Source organism: Lewinella sp. W8, from assembly GCF_004375085.3.
Classification (GTDB): Bacteria; Bacteroidota; Bacteroidia; order Chitinophagales; family Saprospiraceae; genus Neolewinella.
Genome location: NZ_SNAQ03000014.1, coordinates 30,853 through 54,131, shown reverse-complemented (window position 1 = coordinate 54,131; position 23,279 = coordinate 30,853). Strand labels below are relative to the sequence as shown.

Genomic DNA, 23,279 nt, shown 5'->3' with positions numbered 1-23,279 from the left:
GGTAGTTCTAAATCGCCCCGCGGCAGCACACCGCGGTTAAACATCGGCGTGCTTAAAGAATCGAATGAGTAAACAACTAATTAAAGTAGCGAAAGAACTTAACGTGGCGACCTCGACAATTGTCGAGTTCTTGTCCGAGAAGGGTTTCGAGATCGACAATAAGCCGAACGCGAGACTCAATGCGGACATGGTGGATCAGGTGCATCAAGAATTCGCCAAGGCGTTATCTGATAAGAAGAAGGCTAATGCTCTGGAGTTTAATACTCGCCCTTCTAATACGCCTCCCCCCCCACCACCGCCCCCGGTTCCCGGTCGCTCCGTTCCTCCGCCGCCCCCACCTCCTCCGGTGAGCAGCACTCCACCGCCACCACCACCGCCACCCAAGGCGGAGCCGGTGCAGGAGGCACCGAAGGCTGAACCGGCTCCCGCTCCGGAAGCTCCGGCGGAAAAGCCCGCCGCAGAGGAGAAAAAGGTGCCCGGACTGAAAGTGGTCGGCAGCATCGATCTCGATGCGGCGAAGAAGCCAGCCAAAAAACCGGAGGCCAAAGCACCGAAGAAGCCCGAACCCGCGGCTCCGAAAGAAGAACCCAAGCCCCAGGCTAAGGAAGAACCCAAGTCGCCCCCTCCGGCAGAACCCAAGACTACCAAGGGTACTGCGGCACCGGAAGACAAGACGCCCAGCACTTCCCCGGCAGCGCCTTCCAGCGGACGCGTAATTGAGGCCAACGCCCCCAACCTGCGTGGCCTGAAGGTGCTCGGCAAGATTGACATCAAGAAGCCCGAGAAGAAATCCAGCAACAAGTCTGGTTCGGATGGCGGACAGGATGGCAACCGCCGTAAGCGCAAGCGTAAGAAGATTACTACCGGTCCTTCTCAGGGAGGACGCGGACGCTCCGGCTCCGGAGGTGGCAATAACCGTGGCCGCAACAACGAGCCCCGGGAGGTTTCCGCCAAGGAAATTGAAGATAAGATCAAGGCCACCATGGCCCGCCTGCAGGGCGGTGGCGGAAAGAAAAAACGCCAGCGTCAGCGCCGGGATAACCGGGAGCGTATTCGTGAACGTCAGGAAGCCCTCGAGGCAGAACGCACCACGGACAAGCTCCAGGTAACGGAATTCATTACCGCCCAGGAGCTCGCCAACATGATGGACGTCGGCGTGGGTGACGTAATCATGGCCTGTATGAACGCCGGTGTGATCGTATCGATCAACCAGCGCCTCGACGCCGAGATCATTGAACTGGTGGCCGAGGAGTTTGAACACGAAGTGGAGTTCATTACCGCCGAGGAAGACGTCGAAGAGGAGGAAGTCTACGAAGACGATCCCGAAGACCTGCAGCCACGGCCGCCCATCGTGACCGTCATGGGCCACGTTGACCACGGTAAAACCTCGTTGCTGGACTACATCCGTAACGCTGCCGTAACCGAGGATGAGGCCGGTGGTATCACCCAGCACATCGGTGCGTACGAGGTGACCCTGGAGGACAAGAAGAAGATTACCTTCCTGGATACTCCGGGTCACGAGGCCTTTACGGCCATGCGTGCTCGTGGTGCCAAGGTGACGGACATCGCGGTGATCATCATCGCGGCGGACGACGACATCATGCCCCAGACGAAGGAAGCCATCAGCCACGCCGAAGCGGCGGGCGTACCGATGATCTTCGCCATCAACAAGATCGATAAACCCGGAGCCAACCCCGATAAGATCAAGGGGGAACTAGCCACCATGGGCTACCCGATCGAAGAGTACGGTGGTAAGTACCAATCGCAAGACATCTCCGCCCTGAAGGGTATCGGTATTGACGATCTGCTCGAAAAGATCATGCTTGAGGCCGAAATCCTGGAACTCAAAGCCAACCCCGACCGCCCGGCAGTTGCTACCATCGTGGAAGCCTCGCTGGAGAAGGGCCGTGGATACGTAACCAAGGTGATCGTTCAGCACGGTACACTGCGGATTCAGGACATCATCGTTGCCGGTGAGAACAGCGGCCGTGTACGGGCGATGTTCAACGAGCGCAACAAACGGGTCAAAGAAGTGAAGCCCGGTAGTCCGACACTGCTGCTCGGTCTGGACGGAGCTCCGCAGGCCGGTGAGGTACTGAAGGTGATGGACAGCGAACAGGAGGCCCGCCAACTGGCCAGCCGCCGCGCCCAGATCGCCCGCGAACAGGCCAACCGTGCCGCCAAGCGGATCTCCCTCGACGAAATCGGTCGCCGTCTGGCCTTGGGTAACTTTAAGGAACTCAACCTCATCGTCAAGGGTGACGTGGACGGTTCCGTAGAGGCCCTGTCCGACTCGCTGATCAAGCTCTCCCAGGAAACCGTTCAGGTGAACGTGATCCACAAGGCCGTAGGTCAGATCATCGACTCCGATATTCTGCTGGCTACGGCTTCGGACGCCATCATCGTCGGCTTCCAGGTACGCCCCAGTGGTTCCGCCCGGAAACTGGCCGAACGCGAAGGCGTGGAGATCAAGACCTACTCCATCATCTACGAAGCGATCGAAGAGATCAAATCGGCCATCGAAGGCATGTTGGAGCCCACCAAGGAAGAACGCACCACCTGCCAGGTGGCCGTTCGGGAAACCTTCAAGATTTCCAAGGTGGGTACCATCGCCGGTTGCTACGTCGAAGAAGGAAAGATCACCCGCAACACCCTGGTTCGGGTCATTCGCGACGGTATCGTCGTCTACCCGCTCAAGGAAGGCGTAACTGGCGAACTGGCCAGCCTGAAACGATTCAAGGATGACGTGAAGGAAGTTCGCGCCGGCATGGAATGCGGTATGAACATCAAAAACTTCAACGACATCAAGGAAGGCGATATCATCGAAGGATACGAAATCGTCGAAATCAAGCAGAAGATGAGTCTCTAAACGGAGACCCCACTGCCTGCCCCAAAAGCCCGTCCCGGTTTCGCCAGGACGGGCTTTTTCTTTGGGCTAACTGCCTAACCTATGCGTAGAATGTGGAGTGTTGCTCCCGTGAACCGTTATCTTAAACCCCGAAAAACCATTACCATGTGCGGACGCTACAGCATCGTCATCGATGAAGCAAAACTTCGGGAACAGTTCGGCCGGCAACTGCAGTTGCCGGTCGCGGGCCTTTCCAAGAATTACAACGTGGCCCCGACCCAGCAGGGAGCGGTGATCACGGATCGGCATCCCGACCGGGTGGAAGCGTTTCGGTGGGGGCTGGTGCCCTTCTGGGCCAAGGACCTGAAGATTGGTGCCCGAATGATCAACGCCCGCAGTGAAGGCATTGAGGAGAAGCCCAGCTTCCGGAAGCCGATCCGGTCCCGCCGGTGCCTGGTGCTGGGAGACAGCTTCTACGAGTGGAAGAAAACACCCGAAGGAAAAGTTCCTCACCGCATTCTGCCGGCCGATGGCCGGCTGCTCGTCATGGCCGGCATCTGGGAGCAATGGACCCCAAAATCGGAGCCCGACGCCGCGCCCGTGTTCACTTACTCCATCATCACCGGCGCCCCTAACCGGGAAATGGCCCCCATCCACGACCGGATGCCCATGTTGCTCCTCGACGAGGCCGCTCAGAGCCAGTGGCTGGATACCCAGGCACCACTGGACGACATCCTTGGCCTCCTCACCACCCCCCCCGACGGGACGCTAGAAGCCTACCCCGTTTCCTCCCGGGTAGGCAACGTGCGCAACAACGGCCCGGAATTACACCAGCCGCTTTAGGGTAAAGAAATATATTTGCCCCACACCCTCCCATCATGCAAGCAGCCTATCGCATCCTTCCCGCCACGGAGGCGGACCACGCCACCATCCAACGGATTGCGCACCAGACCTGGCCCGATACCTTCGGAGATATCCTCTCCCCGGAGCAGATCGCGTATATGCTGGACATGATGTACAGTCAGGAGGCCATCCGGGAGCAGGTGGCCAAAGGCCACGTATTCCTGCTTATCCTGGAAGCGAGTCCGGAAGCAGCGGAGGCAGTGCCGGGAGCCCGGCAAACCCGCTACGCTCCCGTCGGCTACGCCAGCTACCAGTTCGATTACCTGCCCGATACGTGTAAGCTGCACAAAATTTATCTGCTGCCCAGCACCCAGGGGAAGGGTTTCGGTAAGGCACTTATCCTGAAGGTAGCCGATATCGCCCGCCGGGCGGGACAAAAAATCCTGCGCCTGGACGTCAACTACCAGAACCGGGCCATCGGCTTTTATGAATACCTGGGCTTCGTCAAAGTCGGTCGCTTCGACACCGACATTGGCAACGGCTACCTCATGGAGGACTGGCAAATGGAAATGCCCCTGACCAATTCATAACAACCCCAAACACCGCAGCCCATGCGAGTCATCATTCAGCGCGTTGCGCACGCCTCGGTAACCATCGAGGGAAACATTTCGGGAGCCATCGAGGCAGGACTACTCATCCTGGTGGGCATCGAGGAAGCCGATACGGAAGAAGACATTGAGTGGCTGTGCGGCAAGATCAGCCGGATGCGCATCTTCGGTGACGAGGAGGGTAAGATGAACCGCAGCGTCGTCGACGTCGATGGCGGGCTACTGGTTGTTTCCCAGTTCACCCTTTTTGCCAGCACCAAGAAGGGGAACCGACCGGGCTTTACCCGCAGCGCACCGCCACCGGTTGCCATTCCGCTCTACGAGCAATTCGTCAAAACCCTTTCCTTTGTGGCGGGCCGGCCGGTGGCCACCGGAGAATTCGGGGCGGACATGAAAGTGGAACTACTCAACGACGGGCCGGTTACGATCTGGATGGACTCCAAAAACCGCGAGTGATGAACCTGAAAATTGAACGAGGAGATATTTACCGGGCCCTGGTAATCGGCCTACTCTACGCCCTGCTCCGCACGGGGATGACCTACTGGCGGGAAGAAGCGGCGACGATGGACCTGGTGTCCTTCCTGGGGCACCTGCTCATCGGGGCGGTCATCAGCCTGGTGCTGGGTATACTGTTTCCGAAGATGAAGTAGGGTCTAGGGGTAGGCTGTTCCGTGAATTAATCCTTTGGCCATCAAGTCCTTGAATTTTCCAGTAGCGGCAAGGCATGCCTTGCCGCTACCATCTGCCCCTCTGAACTGCCGCGATTCCGCAGGAATCGCCGATGAAACCTCACGGAACAGCCTAGGTCTAGGGGATTGGAATCCATTTTACCTCCCCGATGGGCGGGAGCCTTGCTTCCCGGTCGAGGTAGGGGTAGCGAACGCCGGTGAGGTAAAGCCCCTCCGGAGGGGCGAGGCGAAAGTGCTCGGACCGGGTCTGGGTCTGGAGGACCCGGGTAAAATCCTCTTCCGACAGGCGCCCGGTGCCGACCTGAAACAGATGATGGACCAGCAGCCGAATCATACCCCGCAAGAAGCGATTGGCAACGAAGCGGAACCGGTAGCGGTCTCCGGCGCCGTTGCGGAAGAGGGTGGCTTGCCGAAAATGAACGAGGGTGGTATTGTGACGATCCGGGGCTTTACACAGCGCCCGGTAGTCTTCGTGAGTCAGGAGCAGCGGAAGGACCTGGGCGACGCGCGCGGGTGCAAAGTTGGTCAGGTCAAATTGCCCGCTGCCGCGGTCCAGCCAGGCATCGGGGGAGCCGTGGAGGAGGTAGTCGTAGGTGCGCTCAGTGGCGTCGAAGCGGGCCTGGGCGTTGTCGGGGACGGAGTGTACGTCCCGCAGCGCAATGTCCCGCGGGAGCTGCTTGTTGACGAAAAAGAGGTAGTTGTCGGGCAGGGGTTCTTCCGTGCGCAGGTAAGCGTAGAACTGGGTGGCGTGCACCCCGGCGTCCGTCCGTCCACACCCGCCGAGGATGACGTTCCGGCCGTGGACCCGACTGAGCAAATCCTCGACGGTTTGCTGCACGGTGATGAGGTCGCCGGGCTGGCGTTGCCAGCCCCGGTAGGCGCTGCCGTCGTAGGCAAGTTCTAGAAAGTAATGCTGAATGGTGATCTGCTTCGGTGGAAAGACGAAGGTACGCGATCCACGGGGCTTGTGGCGATGGCGAGTGGGGTAGGCCGGGGGCCAGAGCTCCCGTCTAGATGTAGGGTGTTTCGTGAATTAATCCTTTGGCCATCAAGTCCTTGAATTTTCCAGTAGCGGCAAGGCATGCCTTGCCGCTACCATCTGCCCCTCTGAACTGCCGCGATTCCGTAGGAATCGCCGATGAAACCTCACGGAACACCCTACGTCTGGATGGCACCCGGGCTAATCCTGGCATCCTGCGCTCCGTCGCCCTGATTATTTTTTGAAGGCAGTGGTAAGATTTTTAAGCAGATGCAATCGAAGGGTAAATACCACTAAAAAAGGATCGGCTTACGGCCGATTCCGCAAAACACAACGTCATGAAAACCCTCCAATTGCTCTGCTTTCTGTTGCTGACCAGCATGCTCACCGCCCAGCAAAGCGTGCGGATTGATTTTAGTCCGGGCGCACCGGGCGACTACGACCTGATGCTCCGGGACAACCTGGAACGCAGCGGTTTTCGTGCCTTCATTAACTACGGTGAAAGAACGGACGCGAGTGATTTTATCCTGCAGTATAGGTTGGAAGACTTGAAAAGGCCCAGTCCGACACGGCATCGACTGCAGCTAACTCTGCTTGACGGAAAGGGGAACGTACTAAAACAGGGGTCGGCGAAAGTTAATGCGGAGAATAATCCGGGCCTGGGCATTTGCCGGGGGTTGGAGGACCTGTTTGATTACCGCCTTAACTGTGCTGACTGCAAACAGTACCCCCTGGTGACAACCTTCAATGTTGAGTATTCGGTTAATAAGGTTGACTCTGCGGCCTACCTGATCGTTGCTTTTGGGCATGGTCTCAGAAAGCATGCCGGTATGAGGAAAGGGTTCCTCCGTAAGGCTGAGCAGTACCTTGATGGTTTTTCCTTTTATTTTTTGGAGGCCAACTATGAAGTTCCGGCGGCTGGCTATACGTATAAGGGACCCGCAATCATCGGTTGGCTCTCTGGGCACGAAACCCCCGGAGTGCAGGAGGAACTGAAGGTGATTCCCGTGCACTTCGAGCTGGAGGTTGAGTTAGAACTCACGATGGGGGGTGACGGAAAATAGCCGTCGTTATTCCTCCCCGGAGGGTAAGAGGGCCACGGCGAGGAAGAAAATGGGGTCGAGGACATCCACTTCCTCGGCAATCTGCGGGCGCTCGCGGGCGGAAAGGATCATCTTTCCTTTCCGCTCCGTGGAGATGCGAAGATCGAGGCCATTGGCGCCGGTAAAGTGTTCCAGTAACCACCGCTCCACTTCTTCGGCACTGTCCGGGTGCCAGGAAATTTCGAGCTCCTGGCTAAATTCCTTAGCTCGTAGGGGGAGTGTCGGGTCGTCGACCCAGGGGTCCTGGCCACGGAGCTGCCGGTTGAGGTCGTACTCCCGCACGCCGCCCAGACCAACGTCCACCTTCCCGGCGGGGGTGCGGAAGAGTCCAAAGTCGGCGATAAACGGCTCCGAGGCTTCGGGAGTGTACAAATCCAGTTGGATGAGGACTTCCTGAAAGGCACTCAGGTCATCCGCCCGGAGGGCGGTCAGTACGGGCGCTTCAACGGAACGCTCTTGCGTCAGTTCGGAAGTGCAGCTGCCGGTGAACAGGCCCGTGAAGGCGAGCATCAGTAGGGACAGGTAAGACTTGAGCATGGGTAAAGGGTTTTATGCCGGGTAAAGGGGCGGCCTCAGGCCGCCCGCTCGGCAAGGCCGGCGAAGAAGATGGTTCCGTTTTCCCGTAGGGCGATCCGCAGGGCCAGGGATTGGCTTCCTTTGAAATTCTGGATGAGCCAGTGGCGGAGGCGGTTCTCCTCGTTGGGTTCAAAAAGCAGCTCAATGGTCGAATGCCAGGCTCTGGTGGGCAGCAAGTCCGCGGGGTCTGCTACGTCGGCGCTGGAAATCATCAGGTTTTCGGTGAGGAAATCCAGGGCCAGGTCTCCCGCCTCGTCGATGAAAAGACGAACCTCTCCCGCGCCGTAGTGGCTGGGGTCCGTATGGGTTGATTCATCGAAGAGGTTGATGTCCGCCAGACGGGCGGAAAATTCCGCCAGCTCATTGGTCCCCAGAACTTTGTCTTCGGACTGGGCTACGGGTTGAGAAGGTTCCAGGAGGTCGCGTTCGCAGGCAAAAAAGCCGATGGCGATTAAGACCAGAAGTAACAGATAGACAGGTTTCATGGTAATTCTAGTTTGGGGTTAAAAAGCAGCAGATCAATAAAGTCGCAAAAAGAAGGCTGTACGGATAATCAATAGGATTCCAAAGTAGGGGGCCGTGGTGGTTAGGAACGATAATTATGGACGGATCGCCACTTGGCGTGGATGAAAGACCAGGGAGAGGGCACGGATCAGGGGAGGGTGGGAGCAAATCCAGGCTTTGCGCAAACGGCTCCCGGCTGCGGTATGGTGAGGAGACCCGGTAATGTGTCCTTTTACGACAGTCTGGGTCCGGACGGTCAATTTAATTCCCCATTCTGCGTTCAAAGCCCTAATTTCCCAATCGAAAACCCCCGCTCACTATGCACGTCGCCATTATTGGCAACGGGATCGCCGGAGTAACCGCAGCCCGCTGGCTGCGCAAGCTTGACGATGCCGTTCAGATTACGCTCATCTCCGCCGAAACCGAATACTTCTTTTCCCGCACCGCGCTCATGTACGCCTACATGGGCCACATGCGGTGGGAGGACCTGATGCCCTACGAGCCCTTCTTTTGGGAGAAGAACCGCATCGAGCTGAAGAAGGCCTACGTCGAGCGAGTACTGACGACCGAGAAAAAACTCAAGTTCGGCGACGGCACCACGATGCCCTACGACAAACTGGTGCTGGCCGTGGGCTCCACCTGGAACAAGTTTGGCTGGCCGGGGCAGGACCTGGAGCGGGTACGGGGCATGGTGAGCGCCCAGGACCTGCAGTACCTCGAAGAACATACCCACGAGATTGAGCGAGGAGTGATCGTCGGGGGCGGATTGATTGGGATTGAGCTGGCGGAGATGCTGCACAGCCGCCACATCCCGGTGACCATCCTGATCCGGGAGCCCAGCTACTGGAGCGGTGCACTGCCGCCGGAAGAAAGCCGGATGGTGAGTCGGCACATCCGTCATCACGGATTCGATTTGCGGGAGAATACGGAACTGGACACCATCCACGATGACGGCAGCGGCGCCGCCGGCGCCGTGACCACCAAAGATGGCGAGCGCATTGAGTGCCAGTACGTCGGCCTCACGGCCGGCGTTCACCCGAACATCGACTTCCTGCGGGATGCCGACGGCCTGGAACTCGGGCGGGGCATCAAGGTGAACGGCTTCCTGGAAACTTCCGTGGCCGACGTCTACGCCATCGGCGATTGCGCCGAAATTCAGGAGCCGCGGCCGGGCCGCCGCCCCGTGGAGGCCATCTGGTACACCGGCCGCATGATGGGCGAGACCGTCGCCTACAACGTCCTTGGCCGCCAGCACGCCTACGACCCCGGCATCTGGTTCAACTCCGCCAAGTTTCTGGACCTGGAGTACCAGGTTTACGGGGAAGTCCCGGCCAAAGGCCGGGAGGGACTGGCCACCCTCTACTGGGAACACCACGACGGCGAGAAGGCCGTGCGCATCAACTACGAGGAAAGTGACGGCACCGTCCGGGGCTTCAACCTGATGGGCATCCGCTACCGCCACGAAGTGTGTGAGAAGTGGATCCGCGAGAACACCCACGTGGAAACGGTCTTGCAAAATCTCGGTCTGGCCAACTTTGATCCCGAATTCTACGAAGAGTATGAGGAAGAGGTCGTCAAGCTGTACAACCAGCAGACGGGCAATAACCTCCAGTTGAAGCAAAAACGCGGCCTCTCCGCCGCCATCCGCTTCCTCCGTCGCCGTGGCCAATCCTAAACCCTGAATCCTAAATCCTCAGTCCTTCATCCTCCACCCTCCCCCTCCATGCCTTCTACCAGCACTAAGAAATCTACGCTCCAGTACCTTGGTCTCGCCCTCTTCGCGGTGGCGTTACTGATCTTCACGGCCATGCCGGGAATCGACGATTACCAGCTCACCGAAGAAGCTCTGCTGGGCCCCTTTGAGTCGGAACTCCATCAGGAGGCGCTCCGGATGGCGGCCAGTCAGACGGGCGTGCTGGACCAGGCCTACGAAACCACCTTCGGCCTCGAGCGGGCGCTGAAGCAAACCTACTCCAACGCCCAGTTCATCATCAACCGGGACATTGACGAGAACGGCGTGCCGGAGGGAAAGCAACGCTGGGAGGTGGAGTTGCCCGACTGGAAGTTCAAGAGCGAAATCACCAACTGGACCAAGACCGCTTCCGTCGGTCCGGTGGTCAGTAATCCCTGGATGTGGTTCCTGCTCACGATCGGCCTCGGGGCGCTGGGCGGATTGCTTTACATCATCCCGAAGTTTAGTGCCCCGGCGGGCATCAAGCACGATCACATTTACCACAATCAGCTCACCAAGGGGCTGGACCTGAGCTGGCGGACCTTCTTCGTGACCGCCACGGTCATTGGCGTGTTGGCCTACGGGGTGTCCTACATGGACGACAGCTACTTCTGGCCCGCGGTGACGGCGGGCATCGCCGTGCTCATTCTTTTACTGGTGCTGATCGTACAGCGCTCGTGGGGGCGGGAGCCCCGCGATGCGGGGCCGGAGGGCATCAGCGGTTACCTGGGCATTTTCTTCGGGATCTACCTGATCGGTTTCTACGTGTTGCTCTACTGGGCCAGCCACCACATCGTGGCCTGGGTACACATGGTGGATCCGATTTCCCGTATGCTGAGTGGCAACGGTGCGAGTCAGTGGTTCCTCTACGGACTGATGTATACCTTCATCATCCTCGTGATGGGGGTCCGGATGATCTCCAAGTACCGACACAACAAGTACCAGATGTTGCGCACGGGCTCGGTGATGTTCTTCCAGACGGCCTTCGCCTTCTTGATTCCGGAAATTCTGGTGGCGCTCAACAAGCCCTGGTACGACTTCAAAAATATTTGGCCACTGGACTACGACTTCTTCTTCGGCTGGCAGCTGGACCAGTTCCAGAGTGCCGGTGCAGTGGGGCTCTTCATGCTCTTCTGGGGCATTCTGCTGGTCATCGTCGGCGTGCCCCTGATGGTGCACCTCGTCGGCAAGCGCTGGTACTGCAGCTGGGTCTGTGGTTGTGGCGGACTGGCGGAAACCATGGGGGACCCCTTCCGGCAACTCAGCGACAAAAGCCTGCGGGCCTGGAAATTTGAGCGCTGGATCATCCACGGGGTGCTGGTGGCCGCCGTCGTGATGACGGGCATGACGCTGTATTCCTACTTCGGAGGCAGCAGTCAGGTACTCGGCTTCGAGACGGGTAAGGTGCAGAAATGGTACGGCTTTCTCATTGGCGCCGGCTTCGCCGGCGTGGTCGGGACGGGCTTCTACCCCCTGATGGGTAACCGCGTCTGGTGCCGCTTCGGTTGCCCGCTGGCTGCCTACCTCGGCCTGGTGCAGCGCTTCCAGAGCCGCTTCCGCATCACCACCAACGGCGGTCAGTGCATCAGCTGCGGTAACTGCTCCACCTACTGCGAAATGGGCATTGACGTGCGCCACTACGCCCAGCGGGGGCAAGATATCGTGCGGGCCAGTTGCGTGGGCTGCGGGGTGTGCGCGGCCGTGTGCCCGCGGGGTGTACTCCGCCTGGAGAACAGCAGCGAAGACATCAGTGAGCGCGCCGCCGCCGAGCGGGTCATCCACATCCGGGAGGGGGAGGAAGTGGGGATTCTTTGATATTTGAAATGTGGTGTTTGATGTTTGATGTAGGGGGAGGGGCATTGGCGCTAGGTTGGTGGTATCTGCTAAACGGGGTAAGGAATGTTACTTTTCTCCGTCTGGCCAGCTGGAATAGCTTAAAGGCAAATCCGATCGACCCGAGGTAGCCGGGATGCTCCCCGCTAACGTAAGCGATTGATTAGTCTTTTCGATTCTCACTTTCTTTGCTGGTGTGGTCGACTTTTGGACTTGCCCAACTAAGCAAACGGGAAAAGTCGACACCACGAGTTCACGCGACAACCGGTGAACCTGGCCCCTTGGGTTATGCTCTGCACCCGCACCGGCTGAGCCCAGTATTCCGCTTCGCTTCACCCGCCGGGGCAAAAAAATGTTGGCCACGGAGGGCAGGTGCCGGGTAATCGGGAAGGGCGCCATGACCTTCGGTGGCTCAAAGACGTCCCTTTCCCGCTTCGGTTGGAGCCCCTACCTTAGTGATGTATTCCAGCAACCCGCATCATGTACGAACAACGGCTCAAGCTTTACGACGAATTGATTGCCCGCTGCCCGCGCTTTGCGCGCAAGGGCAAAACGATGCCCTACACCTCGGCCAACGGACACATGTTTTCCCAATTGAATAAAGCCGGAGAAATCGGGATCCGCTTCTCTAAAGAAGTGCAGGAGGCCTACTTCAAAGCCTGGCCCTCCACCCACTTTACTTCCTACAACGCCACGATGCGCGGCTACGTGCTGGTGCCCGAAGCCATGCTGGAAGACCTCGATAAACTGGCCGAATACCTCAACGAGAGCTACGATTACGTGATGAGTTTGGAGCCGAAGTAAGGCGCTTTATACTACCGACCAATCGTCTGCAAAGCCCCCATCAACGCCCGCGACTCTTCCACGATAAGTTCGTAGTGGGCCACCTTTTCCCGGATCAGGGATTGGTAGATGACCAGCGTATTCTTCAGGGGAACCAGCTCCCCTTCGTTGAGTACGACCATCTCCGTCAGGTCGGCGTTGGCGATCAGCCACTTGATGACTTCCCCGAGGAAGAAATCACCCTGCACCTGATTTTTACTCTTGCACTCCAGGACCGTGCCGTCGTAGAAATCACTCAACGCCTTCTGCAGAGCCGGGTTCGCAAACAGTTTGACCTTGCCGGACGACTTCATCGAATCGTACACGGAGGTGTTGGGGGAGAAATTCTCGACCTGAATCACGATGCCCAGTTTCCGGTTGAGGCTTTCGATGTTGCCCTCCGTCAGAAACGTAAGAATACTGTCCAGCCCCGCCACCTGCTCCCGGTTGACGGGAATGTGGTAGTCTTCAAAGGTTTCCACGTCGGAGGCCAGCTCGGTGATCATGGACGCCACCAGCAAGTCTCTCTCTTTGCGTTCAGCAGAAGCCTGCGCCCGGTCATTGATGAAAAACGCGAGGTAAACCCCCAGGATAACGGCGATGAAGTTGAGGAGGTGGTTGATCCACTGGTAGCGCTTTTTCATGGACGGGGGAGTAGGGGTTCGGGAAAGTAAATAGCGGAAGCACTAAGTTGTTGAAAAAAAGCTATTTGTCCAACGACAAGAGGCGACCCGCAAGCGGGCCGCCTCTCGTTACTAGGTCGGTATGGTTTCGGACCCGGATTAGGCCAGGTCGAAGCGATCGAGGTTCATCACCTTGTTCCAGGCGGCGATGAAGTCGTGCACGAACTTCTCGGCGCCGTCGTTGCATCCGTAGACCTCCGCGATGCCGCGGAGTTCGGAGTTGGAGCCGAAGATCAGGTCCACGCGGGTACCGATCCACTTCACTTCGTTGGTCTTGCGGTCAACGCCTTCGAATACGGCGTCTTCCTCATCGATGGCGCGCCAGGTGGTGCCCATGTCCAGTAGGTTGACGAAGAAGTCGTTGGTCAGCTTACCGGGGCGATCCGTGAAGACCCCGTGGCTGCTGCCGTCGTAGTTGGCGTCCAGCACCCGCATACCGCCCACCAGGACGGTCATCTCGGGGGGCGTCAAAGACAGCAACTGTGAGCGGTCAACGAGCATCTTCTCCGCCGAAACGCTGAATCCGGTGCCGAGGTAGTTGCGGAAGCCGTCGGCGTTGGGCTCGAGGGCGGCGAAGGAGGTTTCGTCGGTCTGTTCCTGGCTGGCGTCGGTGCGGCCGGGGGTGAAGGGGACGGTCACGTCGTAGCCGGCTTCTTTAGCGGCTTCCTCCACGGCGGCGCAGCCGCCGAGCACGATCAGGTCGGCGAGGGAAACGCGCTTGTTGTCGCTACGTCCGTCGTTGAACTGCCCCTGGATGCTCTCCAGCACTTCCAGTACGGAAGCGAGCTGCTCGGGGTTGTTCACGGCCCAGTCCTTCTGGGGAGCCAGGCGGATCCGGGCGCCGTTGGCACCCCCGCGCTTGTCGGAGTTGCGGTAAGTACCCGCGGAGCCCCAGGCGGTGCTGACGAGCTGACCGATGGTCAGCCCACTGGCCATAATCTGCCGCTTCAGGGAAGCGACGTCGGCTTCGTCAATCAGGTCGTAATCCACGGCGGGGACGGGGTCCTGCCAGATCAGTACTTCTTCGGGAACTTCCGCGCCGAGGTAGCGGTCGCGGGGGCCCATATCGCGGTGCGTCAACTTGAACCACGCCCGGGCGAAGGCATCGGCGAACTCATCGGGGTTCTCGTAGAAACGGCGGGAGATTTTTTCGTACGCGGGGTCCATGCGCAGGGCAAGGTCCGTGGTGAGCATGAAGGGAGCGTGCTTCTTCTCGGGGTCGTGAGCGTCGGGCACGGTGCCGGCACCGCCGCCGTCCTTGGGGCGCCACTGGTGGGCGCCGGCGGGGCTTTGGTAGAGCTCCCAGTCGAACTCGAAGAGGTGCTTGAAGTAGTCGTGGCTCCACTTGGCGGGCGTGGTCGTCCAGGCGCCCTCCAGGCCGGAGGTGATGGTATACTCGGCGTTACCCGTGCCGAAGTTGTTCTTCCAGCCCTGGCTCTGCTCCGTGATGCCGGCGCCGGCGGGCTCGGCCTCCACGTACTTGGCGGGGTCCGCCGCACCGTGGGTTTTACCGAAGGTGTGGCCACCGGCAATCAGGGCTACGGTTTCCTCGTCGTTCATGGCCATACGGCCAAAGGTTTCGCGGATGTCGTGGGCGGCCGCTACGGGGTCCGGGTTGCCGTTGGGGCCCTCGGGGTTCACGTAGATGAGACCCATGTGGGTGGCGCCCAGCGGCTGCTCCAGCTCACCGCCTTCGGCGTAACGCTGCTGGTTGGCGAGCCATTCGCCTTCCGCTCCCCAGTAGATATCGTCTTCCGGTTCCCAGACGTCCTCCCGGCCGCCACCGAAACCAAAGGTCTTGAAGCCCATGGATTCCAGCGCAACGTTACCGGCCAGGATCATCAGGTCGGCCCAGGATAGTTTGCGGCCGTACTTCTGCTTAACGGGCCAGAGCAGGAGGCGCGCCTTGTCCAGGTTGGCGTTATCGGGCCAGCTGTTCAGGGGCGCAAAGCGCTGGGTGCCGGCACCGCCGCCACCGCGGCCGTCAGAAATACGGTAGGTGCCCGCACTGTGCCAGGCCATGCGGATGAAGAACGGACCGTAGTGGCCGTAGTCCGCGGGCCACCAGTCCTGAGAGTCGGTCATCAAATCCGTCAGGTCCTGCTTAACGGCCGCCAGGTCAAGGCTCTTGAATTCTTCGGCGTAGTCGAAGTCCTCTCCCATCGGGTCGGAGAGGTTAGAGTGCTGACGCAGAATGTCGAGATTGAGGGAATTTGGCCACCAGTCGCGGTTAGACGTACCGGTTCCGGCGGTGTACTTGAGCGCTCCGCCCATGAAGGGGCAGCGGCTGGAATCGTTAACGTCCCAGACTTTACCGTTCGGGTGCTTCTTATTTTCCACTAATTGATAGGTTTTACTGATGAGAAGGACAGGACCTTCGTTGGATTAATGCTTCTTCTAGAGAATGCAAGGAGGGGAGGCTGGTTCAATGGAGGCGGGGGATTTTTCACTGATTTTTGTCAGGATTGAAATTGGGGCGGGAGCCAGTATTTTGGGGTGCCGATGTTGGTACACGAAATTGGGTGGTCCCGGAGCAAGAACTCGGGTGAAATGATGGGAGTGTTCCGGACGAAATTCAATTGGGCGCGGGGCGCAGGTGCCGGGTGATTGCCGGGGGCAAGGGCAACAGAAGATTAGGTGACGACCATGCCGTTGATCAACATTCCAGCCGATGGACATTGAAGGATTATCCTCTACCTTGGTGGAAAAGAAAGCCCATGCCCAGAAGATCTCGTCGCATCAGTTTGGATAAGGAATTCAAAGCAGCCATCTCCGACTTGACGCACCAGGAAAAGGACAAGCTTCTCTTTCGCCTCCTGGCCAAAGAACCCGAGCTGGTGGAAAAGTTGCGCTTTGAGATTATGGAAGAAAGCGACAGCCTGGACGACCGCCGGGAAGCACTGGAGCAGCGTATCCTCCGTAAGCTGCGTGACGAAGCCGAAGACTTTTACTCTCCTGGTTATCTCCTGATGGATTTGCGTGCCCTCAGCGGAGACATCAACCGTCACGTGAAAGCCACCAAGGATAAGTACGGAGAAATTGCCCTCAATCTCACAATGTTGAACGAAGCTTTAGCCTTGCACGGTCAGCGGATAATGGATGCTAGTTGGGGTAAGGCCTACACCCTCTGCGAATATATCGTCAAGCGGGTCATCAAAATTTACAAGTTGCTGCGGCAGCAACACCCGGACCTGGTGCTGGATTTCGGAGCGGATTTACGGGCCCTCGGGCAGCGGATCGGGCGGGTCGATCACCTGATGCGAATATGCATTCAGCTCGGGCTCGACGTCAATTTTCTGCTGCAGGAACGACTCCCTCCGGACGAAGACGATTTTTGGACCTACGCCTAAGCCGGGTAAGGGGACTTCCCTTACCTTTACCCCATGCCTGAAGCAACCGATAAAAAACTCTTTCTCCTCGACGGACACGCCCTCGTTTACCGCGCGCACTTTGCCTTCATCAACCGACCGCTGATCAACTCCAAAGGCGTCAATACCTCGGCGATGATGGGCTTTACCCGCACCCTGTGGGACCTCATGAAGAACCAGGGCCCCACCCACATTGCCGTCGTTTTTGACCCCAGCGGTCCCACCTTCCGCAACGAAATCGCGGCGGACTACAAGGCCAACCGGGAAGAAACCCCGGAAGATATCGTGGTGGCCTTCCCCTACGTCCACCAAATTTTGCAGGGATTCCGCATTCCCATCATCGTCATCGATAATTACGAAGCGGACGACGTGATCGGAACGCTCGCCAAGCAGGCTCGCCGCCAGGGCTACGAGGTGTATATGGTGACCCCGGACAAGGACTACGGCCAGCTGGTCGAAGAGGGCATCTACATGTACAAACCCAGTCGGCAGGGGAATGGCGTGGACATCCTGGGAGTTGAGGAAATCAAGGAGAAATGGGACATTAAACACCCCCTGCAGGTCATCGATATGCTGGGCCTGATGGGAGACAAAGTAGACAACATCCCCGGCGTTCCCGGCATCGGCCCCAAAACGGCCGCCAAGTTTATCCAGCAGTACGACTCCCTGGAAAACCTGTTGGAGCATACCGACGAAATCAAGGGGAAAAACCAGGAACGCCTGCGGGAGTTTCGGGAACAGGCCCTGCTGAGTAAGAGGCTGGCGACCATCGAAATTGAGGTGCCGATTGAGTTCAACGAAGCGGCATACGTCATCGAGCCCTTCGACCGGGAGCACCTGACGGACATTTTCCGGGAGCTGGAATTCCGGACGCTGGCCAACGAAATCCTCGGGCAGGCCGCCCAACCGATGCCCGGCCAGCAGGGAGACCTCTTTGCCGCTAGCGCGAACGCGGTCCCGACAGCTGTCGGGACGTCCGCGCCCAAAAAGCCGTCCGCACCCCCGGCCCACGCCGTGGCGGATCACAACATCACCAATACGGAGCAGGACTACCGCAAGGCGGAAACGGCCGAGCAGCGTACCGCGCTGGTCAAGGCCCTCAGCGCGCAAAACCTATTCGCCTTCGATACCGAGACTACGAGCGTGGACCCGAACCTGGCCGAACTGGTCGGAATGTCCTTCAGCTGGGAAGAAGGGGTGGCCTACTACGTGCCCGTCCCGGAAGACCGGACGGCAGCCGAAGCGATCGTCGCCGAATTTGCCCCCCTCCTGGCCAACGAGCGGACCGGAAAGGTCGGGCAGAACATCAAGTACGATATGATCGTCCTGGAGCGCTACGGCGCCACGGTTAAGGGTACCCTCTATGATACCATGGTAATGCACTATCTGCTGCACCCCGAGCGCCGCCACAACATGAATTACCTGGCGGAGAGTTACCTGAATTACCGACCGGTATCCATCGAAACCTTGATCGGGAAGGGGAAAAAGCAACTCAGCATGCGACAGGTTCCCGTAGACAAAGTTGTGGACTACGCCTGTGAGGACGCCGACATCACCCTGAGACTACACCGTGCACTCTGGCCGGAAATCGAGGAGGAAGAATTGCGGGAACTCTACGAAACGGTGGAGGCTCCCCTGATCCCCGTACTGCGGGACATCGAACTCGAGGGGGTTAACCTCGACGTGGATTTCCTCCGGGAATACAGCAAGGTGCTCACCGCAGAACTGCAAAGCATCGAAAAAGAGATTTACGAAAAGGCCGGATCGGAATTCAACATCGGTTCACCGAAGCAGATCGGAGAAATCCTCTTCGGGCGCATGGCCATTCCCTACAAGGGCAGCAAGACCAAGACCGGCCAATACCGGACGGATGAAGCGACCCTGCTGGACCTCAGTGCCGAGTACCCGATCGTCAAATCCATCCTGCGGCACCGCAGCCTGAGTAAATTGCTGGGCACCTACGTGGATGCCCTGCCGCTACTGGTTAACCCGGCCACCAACCGCATTCACTCGTCCTTCAACCAGACGATTGCGGCAACGGGACGGCTGTCCAGTAACAACCCTAACCTCCAGAACATTCCGGTGCGTACGCCGGAGGGGGCGGAAATCCGCAAGGCCTTCGTGCCGCGGGACGATGAGCACATCCTGCTGGCCTCCGATTACAGCCAGATCGAGCTGCGCCTGGTAGCGCACCTGAGTGGAGACGAAAAGATGCTGGAGGCCTTCCGGAGCGGAAAGGATATCCACACCGCGACGGCAGCGCTGGTCTTTGACGTTCCCTACGAAGAGGTGACCCGCCAGCAGCGGTATCAGGCCAAGACCATCAACTTTGCCATCCTCTACGGAGCGGGGGCCAACCGGATCACCCAGGAACTGGAGATCAGCCGGTCGGAGGCCAGTCAGCTCATCAAGCAATACTACGAGCGCTTCCCGGGGCTGAAGGCCTACATGAACGGCACGGTGGACCGTGCCCGGGAGGACGGCTACGCTACGACCCTGTTGGGACGGAAGCGCGGATTAAGGGACATCAACAGTCGCAGCAGTCTGGCGCGTTCCAACGCCGAGCGCATGGCCATGAACACCCCCATCCAGGGAACGGCCGCCGACATGATCAAGGTCGCCATGATCCGGATTCACGCCGCACTGGCGGAAGGTAATTTCCGCACCCGGATGATTCTGCAGGTGCACGATGAATTGGTCTTCGATGCCCCAAAAAATGAGGTAGACACGGTGGTGCCGCTCATCGAAAAACTGATGCGGGAGGCCCTGGACGATCTTTCCGTCCCCATTGTGGTAGAAACCGGACGGGGAAATAACTGGCTGGAGGCCCACTAATGGCCAGGCGAGGAAAAAAGTACGGACAACACAGTGAGGGTCCCGAGGGAACCTGTGCCATGTGCGGGCGGGAGAAGCCCCTGACGGAGCATCACCTCATTCCGCGGGCGGTGCACCGCAAGCGGTATTTTGCCAAGCGGTACTCCCGGGAGGAGATGGTGAGTCGAACGATTATGGTCTGCCGGATGTGTCACCGGGGAATCCACCGGATCATCCCCGACGAAAAGGAGTTGGCCCGGGATTACCATACCCTGGAATTATTGATGGCGGATGAGCGCATCGCCCGCCACGTGGCCTGGGTGGCGAAGCAGCGGTAATAAAAAAAGGGCAAGTCAGCGCTTGCCGACCTGCCCAAAAATTAACCAAAAACCCAGCAAAAGACATGACCTTAAATCTTTCGAGTACCGTTTCACCCGGTGAAACTGTCGCGATTTGTCAAGTCGCCCCGAGGACGAAGCCCCGGTTCCACCGGGTTAGGTTAGCTTGGGTGCACTTCACGAGCTACTTGAAGTAGCCCGAAGTAGTGCGTTTTATCATCTTTGGTTTGTCCTTGATACGGATGCAGATGACCGGATGTTCGTTGTGGAATGATTTTTCTCAATATTTATCTTATCGTCCCAAAAAGGCGAACAGTGGTTAGGTGGGCTGCGTAAATAAGGTATAATTTGGCTAGCCAGGATAAAGTCGGGGTAGGATAAAAGTGCCCCGCCTGGTACCGGACTTACGGTCAGATCATTAACCAAAAACCTTACGTAGTTATGAAATTAACCGAAAAACAAATTGCCATCAAGCGGGCAATCGTAAAGCATTTGCTTGACGAAAAGGAGGCTTCCTACAAAAACATGATGGAGGCCCAGAACAGTGACCTCGAAAGCGCAGAAGAATCTAATGAAGACCCGGATCACGTATTCGATGACGGGAAGGTTGGCCAGTCCCTGGATCGGGTAGAAGCGCGCTCTTCCGTGGTGGAGGCGCTGCAAAATGACATTACCCTGCTCCGGGGAATTGAATCCATTGAGCCAACGGGGGAAGTGCAGTTGGGGGACATCATCGAAACGGATCGCGGAAACTTCTTCGTGGCCGTTCCCGCCGGAGATTTTGTGGTGGATGGCGTGCATTACCACGGGATTTCGGCCGCCAGTCCGCTGTTTCAGGCCCTGAAGGGCAAGCATAACGGAGATAAAGTGACGGTGAACGGAAATATTTTTGTCCTCAAAAACTCTTACTAAATCACCGAAAAAAGCCCCTCCGGTGGTTCGTTCCGGGGGGGCAGCATCATAATCTCACGAAAAATTTTTGCCAAAGACTTGCCTGGTGTGTGGTTTCAGGCTTATCTTCGGATCATCTTTAGTGCTTTTTGTTTTGATCCCATGAATGTATTATCGCCGGTCCTTTGGGCCGGCTTTTTTTTTGGGTGTTCGCACAGTGTGTGAAAAAGGCGGGTCGTCCCGATAGAAATCGGGACGACGCCACTAACAAATCATAATCCCATGAACATATTTCTTGTCGTTTGAGGAGTGCGTCCACACCTCCGACAATACAAAAGAACGGCATCGGTCAAGCCAGGGCAACGACACATTTGCTAAAATGTGAATAAAAATAAATTATAATCGATAATTAAGTGTTTGGTTTTCAGTAGTTTATGCGATTAAAAAGTGAATAAAAAATAAATTTTCTTGACGTTCTGACGCCGTAAAAACCTTTTTCCACCTTCATTTACGGGCCTTTTTTAGCGGGTCACGCATGATCAAATGCTCCCGCCGATGCTACCTTTCCCGAAAAATGCAGCTTCAGGAAGCCCAGGAAACGGTTGATCACTGGATCAAAACCATCGGTGTACGGTATTATGGAGAGCTTACCAACGTAGCGATCCTGATGGAGGAAACCGGAGAGCTCGCCCGGCTGATGGCCCGGCTTTACGGAGAGCAATCCTTCAAGCGGCCCGAAGACGAAGCGGACGCTCCCGCCCAGTTGGCGGACGAGTTTGCCGACGTTTTGTTCGTGCTGATCTGTCTGGCCAATCAAACGGGGGTAAACCTGACCGAAGCCCTGCGAAAAAACCTGGATAAGAAAACGAAGCGGGACGCGGAGCGACACCGCAATAACCCCAAACTCCGGGAGTAGGAGCCAAACAGGCTCAAAAGAAAAGACGGAAAGGCACGCGGCCCTTCCGTCTTCATAATTTGGTATCGGTAAGTTGTTTGGCCTAACGGAACATGGCCAGTTTTTGGCTGTACATCTGTCCGTTGATTTCCAGGCTGAGGATGTAGACTCCGGAGGCCCACCCAATGCCGTTGAGGGGGAGACGTTGCACCTGCGCTCCGGCGCCCCTTCTGCCCTGAAAGGGGCTATTGAGCTTGCGGCCGACGGCGTCGAAGAAATGCACGCCCACGCGCGCGGCGGCGGGAAGATTGTATTCGATGACCAGGTCCCCACCGTTGCGGTAAGCCTTCAGTTTAATGTCGGCCGTCGAAGCAGGGGGCGTGGTGCTGGTGGTGCCCTGGCAGAACAGTCCGAGGTCTTCTACCCGGTCAAACTGAGCGCCCATGATCTGGTCCACGAATCCACCGTCGATACACAACCAACGGCTGAACACCGTGGCGTAGATCGAGCGGAAGTCGACCTGGAAAAACATGTTGTTGTTTCGGTCTACGTTGCGCATGTCGGGAAGCCCGCCCACCATTCCGTTGCCGTTCAGGCCCTTGCCGAAGAGGAGGGCCGGGGCTGCCGCCCCGTGGTCGGTGCCCACCGATCCATTTTCCTCAATCCGCCGGCCGAATTCACTGAAGGTCATCGCGAGCACCCGCTCGTCAATCGCTCCGTCCTCCAGGTCATCAAAGAAGGCCTTGACGTTTTTAGCCACGCTGTTGAGGAGGTAGGAATGCGCCTGCAGCTGATTGGCGTGGGTATCGAAGCCATCAATTTCCACTACGAAGAGGCGGGTCCCCAGGCCTCCGCGGAGGAGGCGGGCCACCAGGGCCAATTGGTCACCCAGGCGGTCGTTTTCGTATTCGGCGGTATTGCGGCCGGCGTCAAAGGCTTCGGCCAGCACCCCGGCGTAGCGGAAGGTCGTGTTGGCCACGGCCCGCAGATAACCGAGTTGTTCCCCGTAGGTGCACTCCGGAACGGCCTCCACGTCATACAGTTGCCCCGTTCGGGCGATCTGGTAGAGCTGGGTGGGGTTCTCGGTAGAAATGGCGTAGTTAAAGTCCTCGTCGTTGTTGAAGAGCAGGTTGCCCGTGCCACCAATCTGGATGGCCGGAGGAGTGGCGGGAGGATTGCTCAGAAAATCGGGGTACTGATCCTGCAGGTACCGGCCCAGTACGCCACTGCTGATCACCTCGTCGGAGTCGGAGGTGGTGGCCCAGATGTCCGAAGAACGGAAGTGGCTAAGGTTTTGCTGGGGGTAACCCACGTTTTGAATGACCCGCATTTTTCCTTCGTTCCAGAGATTCTGGAGGGGGGCCAGCTGGGGGTGAAGTCCCAGTGTGGAGGTAAGTTCCACCACTTCGTTGCGGGGAACGTGGATGTTGGGGCGTAACTCCTGGTAACGACCGAAATCGTGGATGGGGATGAGGGTGTTGAGCCCGTCGTTGCCTCCCTTGAGGCGAATGAATACCAGCACCCGGTCTTCATCACCGGCGGCCAGGGCCGCCGCCAGCGGCGACATGCCGATGGCATTGACCGGAAGACTGTTGAGCATCATCCCGGCGGCGCCGGCGATACCCAGATTGCGTAGGAAAGTCCGCCGACTGTGCAGGCCGTGATCTTTTTCGTGGGCCTGTCCGTCCTGCAGACGGGCGCCTCTACGGCCAGAGGAAAGGTTTTTGTGTCCCATGTTGGACTATTTTTTTGC

At 58.1% G+C, this 23,279-nt stretch carries 20 protein-coding genes; 14 read left to right on the top strand and 6 right to left on the bottom strand.

Going from position 1 to position 23,279, the window contains the following annotated elements:
* Positions 1-64: 64 nt before the first annotated feature.
* The 5 genes from infB to E1J53_RS15580 all read left to right on the top strand — a co-directional run bounded on the left by infB (position 65) and on the right by E1J53_RS15580 (position 4,949).
* Positions 65-2,869 carry a translation initiation factor IF-2 gene (gene infB, locus E1J53_RS15600; protein ID WP_134273301.1) on the top strand — a complete coding sequence of 935 codons (2,805 nt, stop codon included), beginning with the start codon at positions 65-67 and terminating at the stop codon, positions 2,867-2,869.
* Between the two features lie 81 nt (positions 2,870-2,950).
* A complete protein-coding gene (locus E1J53_RS15595) occupies positions 2,951-3,691 on the top strand; it encodes an SOS response-associated peptidase (protein WP_253931868.1) in 741 nt (246 codons plus the stop codon).
* A 35-nt stretch (positions 3,692-3,726) separates the two neighbouring features.
* Positions 3,727-4,281, top strand: coding sequence for a GNAT family N-acetyltransferase (locus E1J53_RS15590; RefSeq protein WP_134273300.1), 555 nt, complete (start codon positions 3,727-3,729; stop codon positions 4,279-4,281).
* A 21-nt stretch (positions 4,282-4,302) separates the two neighbouring features.
* Positions 4,303-4,755, top strand: a complete 453-nt coding sequence (gene dtd / locus E1J53_RS15585) for a D-aminoacyl-tRNA deacylase (RefSeq protein ID WP_134273299.1) — start codon at positions 4,303-4,305, stop codon at positions 4,753-4,755.
* Positions 4,755-4,949, top strand: coding sequence for a hypothetical protein (locus E1J53_RS15580; RefSeq protein ID WP_134273298.1), 195 nt, complete (start codon positions 4,755-4,757; stop codon positions 4,947-4,949). Before dtd ends, E1J53_RS15580 begins: the two co-directional genes overlap by 1 nt.
* 157 nt (positions 4,950-5,106) lie before the next feature.
* Here E1J53_RS15580 and E1J53_RS15575 read toward each other — a convergent pair whose 3' ends face one another.
* Positions 5,107-5,826 (bottom strand): tRNA pseudouridine(38-40) synthase TruA, encoded by a 720-nt coding sequence (locus E1J53_RS15575; RefSeq protein ID WP_134273297.1) that lies wholly within the window; start codon positions 5,824-5,826, stop codon positions 5,107-5,109.
* Positions 5,827-6,305: 479 nt separating this feature from the next.
* Here E1J53_RS15575 and E1J53_RS15570 point away from each other — a divergent pair, with 479 nt between their 5' ends.
* On the top strand, positions 6,306-7,031 hold the full coding sequence (locus tag E1J53_RS15570) for a hypothetical protein (protein ID WP_134273296.1): 726 nt from the start codon (positions 6,306-6,308) through the stop codon (positions 7,029-7,031).
* A 6-nt stretch (positions 7,032-7,037) separates the two neighbouring features.
* Here E1J53_RS15570 and E1J53_RS15565 read toward each other — a convergent pair whose 3' ends face one another.
* Both E1J53_RS15565 and E1J53_RS15560 read right to left on the bottom strand, forming a co-directional pair.
* Positions 7,038-7,607 (bottom strand): hypothetical protein, encoded by a 570-nt coding sequence (locus E1J53_RS15565; protein ID WP_134273295.1) that lies wholly within the window; start codon positions 7,605-7,607, stop codon positions 7,038-7,040.
* Between the two features lie 35 nt (positions 7,608-7,642).
* Positions 7,643-8,131 (bottom strand): hypothetical protein, encoded by a 489-nt coding sequence (locus E1J53_RS15560; RefSeq protein ID WP_134273294.1) that lies wholly within the window; start codon positions 8,129-8,131, stop codon positions 7,643-7,645.
* 338 nt (positions 8,132-8,469) lie between these two features.
* Between E1J53_RS15560 and E1J53_RS15555 the strand changes: the two genes are divergently transcribed.
* From E1J53_RS15555 to E1J53_RS15545, 3 genes are all read left to right on the top strand, one after another.
* The gene (locus E1J53_RS15555) at positions 8,470-9,825 is read left to right on the top strand and encodes an NAD(P)/FAD-dependent oxidoreductase (RefSeq protein ID WP_134273293.1); all 1,356 of its coding nucleotides are present in this window, start codon (positions 8,470-8,472) and stop codon (positions 9,823-9,825) included.
* A 48-nt stretch (positions 9,826-9,873) separates the two neighbouring features.
* On the top strand, positions 9,874-11,697 hold the full coding sequence (locus E1J53_RS15550) for a 4Fe-4S dicluster domain-containing protein (RefSeq protein ID WP_253931863.1): 1,824 nt from the start codon (positions 9,874-9,876) through the stop codon (positions 11,695-11,697).
* A gap of 498 nt (positions 11,698-12,195) precedes the next feature.
* Positions 12,196-12,519 (top strand): hypothetical protein, encoded by a 324-nt coding sequence (locus E1J53_RS15545; protein WP_134273292.1) that lies wholly within the window; start codon positions 12,196-12,198, stop codon positions 12,517-12,519.
* A gap of 11 nt (positions 12,520-12,530) precedes the next feature.
* Here E1J53_RS15545 and E1J53_RS15540 read toward each other — a convergent pair whose 3' ends face one another.
* Both E1J53_RS15540 and katG read right to left on the bottom strand, forming a co-directional pair.
* Entirely contained in the window at positions 12,531-13,181 is a 651-nt protein-coding gene (locus tag E1J53_RS15540) for a hypothetical protein (RefSeq protein ID WP_134273291.1), read from the bottom strand.
* A 138-nt stretch (positions 13,182-13,319) separates the two neighbouring features.
* On the bottom strand, positions 13,320-15,494 hold the full coding sequence (gene katG, locus E1J53_RS15535; RefSeq protein WP_134273402.1) for a catalase/peroxidase HPI: 2,175 nt from the start codon (positions 15,492-15,494) through the stop codon (positions 13,320-13,322).
* Between the two features lie 443 nt (positions 15,495-15,937).
* Between katG and E1J53_RS15530 the strand changes: the two genes are divergently transcribed.
* The 5 genes from E1J53_RS15530 (at position 15,938) to E1J53_RS15510 (ending at position 21,547) form a co-directional block, all read left to right on the top strand.
* A complete protein-coding gene (locus E1J53_RS15530; RefSeq protein WP_134273290.1) occupies positions 15,938-16,570 on the top strand; it encodes a hypothetical protein in 633 nt (210 codons plus the stop codon).
* A 33-nt stretch (positions 16,571-16,603) separates the two neighbouring features.
* Positions 16,604-19,423, top strand: a complete 2,820-nt coding sequence (gene polA / locus E1J53_RS15525) for a DNA polymerase I (protein ID WP_134273289.1) — start codon at positions 16,604-16,606, stop codon at positions 19,421-19,423.
* Entirely contained in the window at positions 19,423-19,740 is a 318-nt protein-coding gene (locus tag E1J53_RS15520; RefSeq protein ID WP_216650061.1) for a hypothetical protein, read from the top strand. The genes polA and E1J53_RS15520 overlap by 1 nt, the downstream gene beginning before the upstream one ends.
* 441 nt (positions 19,741-20,181) lie before the next feature.
* A complete protein-coding gene (locus E1J53_RS15515; protein WP_134273288.1) occupies positions 20,182-20,652 on the top strand; it encodes a hypothetical protein in 471 nt (156 codons plus the stop codon).
* A 553-nt stretch (positions 20,653-21,205) separates the two neighbouring features.
* Complete coding sequence (locus E1J53_RS15510; RefSeq protein WP_134273287.1) at positions 21,206-21,547, top strand: nucleotide pyrophosphohydrolase; 342 nt, start codon at positions 21,206-21,208, stop codon at positions 21,545-21,547.
* A gap of 82 nt (positions 21,548-21,629) precedes the next feature.
* On the opposite strand, the gene E1J53_RS15505 is transcribed toward E1J53_RS15510, so the two are convergent.
* Positions 21,630-23,261 carry a DUF1501 domain-containing protein gene (locus E1J53_RS15505; protein ID WP_134273286.1) on the bottom strand — a complete coding sequence of 544 codons (1,632 nt, stop codon included), beginning with the start codon at positions 23,259-23,261 and terminating at the stop codon, positions 21,630-21,632.
* Positions 23,262-23,279: the final 18 nt, after the last annotated feature.

What these genes read in the sequence shown, in the direction of transcription:
- infB (WP_134273301.1), top strand. Translation starts at nt 65, where the DNA reads ATGAGTAAACAACTAATTAAAGTAGCGAAAGAACTTAACGTGGCGACC.
- E1J53_RS15595 (WP_253931868.1), top strand. Translation starts at nt 2,951, where the DNA reads ATGCGTAGAATGTGGAGTGTTGCTCCCGTGAACCGTTATCTTAAACCC.
- E1J53_RS15590 (WP_134273300.1), top strand. Translation starts at nt 3,727, where the DNA reads ATGCAAGCAGCCTATCGCATCCTTCCCGCCACGGAGGCGGACCACGCC.
- dtd (WP_134273299.1), top strand. Translation starts at nt 4,303, where the DNA reads ATGCGAGTCATCATTCAGCGCGTTGCGCACGCCTCGGTAACCATCGAG.
- E1J53_RS15580 (WP_134273298.1), top strand. Translation starts at nt 4,755, where the DNA reads ATGAACCTGAAAATTGAACGAGGAGATATTTACCGGGCCCTGGTAATC.
- E1J53_RS15570 (WP_134273296.1), top strand. Translation starts at nt 6,306, where the DNA reads ATGAAAACCCTCCAATTGCTCTGCTTTCTGTTGCTGACCAGCATGCTC.
- E1J53_RS15565 (WP_134273295.1), bottom strand. Translation starts at nt 7,607, where the DNA reads ATGCTCAAGTCTTACCTGTCCCTACTGATGCTCGCCTTCACGGGCCTG.
- E1J53_RS15560 (WP_134273294.1), bottom strand. Translation starts at nt 8,131, where the DNA reads ATGAAACCTGTCTATCTGTTACTTCTGGTCTTAATCGCCATCGGCTTT.
- E1J53_RS15555 (WP_134273293.1), top strand. Translation starts at nt 8,470, where the DNA reads ATGCACGTCGCCATTATTGGCAACGGGATCGCCGGAGTAACCGCAGCC.
- E1J53_RS15550 (WP_253931863.1), top strand. Translation starts at nt 9,874, where the DNA reads ATGCCTTCTACCAGCACTAAGAAATCTACGCTCCAGTACCTTGGTCTC.
- E1J53_RS15545 (WP_134273292.1), top strand. Translation starts at nt 12,196, where the DNA reads ATGTACGAACAACGGCTCAAGCTTTACGACGAATTGATTGCCCGCTGC.
- E1J53_RS15540 (WP_134273291.1), bottom strand. Translation starts at nt 13,181, where the DNA reads ATGAAAAAGCGCTACCAGTGGATCAACCACCTCCTCAACTTCATCGCC.
- katG (WP_134273402.1), bottom strand. Translation starts at nt 15,494, where the DNA reads ATGGGCGGAGCGCTCAAGTACACCGCCGGAACCGGTACGTCTAACCGC.
- E1J53_RS15530 (WP_134273290.1), top strand. Translation starts at nt 15,938, where the DNA reads ATGCCCAGAAGATCTCGTCGCATCAGTTTGGATAAGGAATTCAAAGCA.
- polA (WP_134273289.1), top strand. Translation starts at nt 16,604, where the DNA reads ATGCCTGAAGCAACCGATAAAAAACTCTTTCTCCTCGACGGACACGCC.
- E1J53_RS15520 (WP_216650061.1), top strand. Translation starts at nt 19,423, where the DNA reads ATGGCCAGGCGAGGAAAAAAGTACGGACAACACAGTGAGGGTCCCGAG.
- E1J53_RS15515 (WP_134273288.1), top strand. Translation starts at nt 20,182, where the DNA reads ATGAAATTAACCGAAAAACAAATTGCCATCAAGCGGGCAATCGTAAAG.
- E1J53_RS15510 (WP_134273287.1), top strand. Translation starts at nt 21,206, where the DNA reads ATGCAGCTTCAGGAAGCCCAGGAAACGGTTGATCACTGGATCAAAACC.
- E1J53_RS15505 (WP_134273286.1), bottom strand. Translation starts at nt 23,261, where the DNA reads ATGGGACACAAAAACCTTTCCTCTGGCCGTAGAGGCGCCCGTCTGCAG.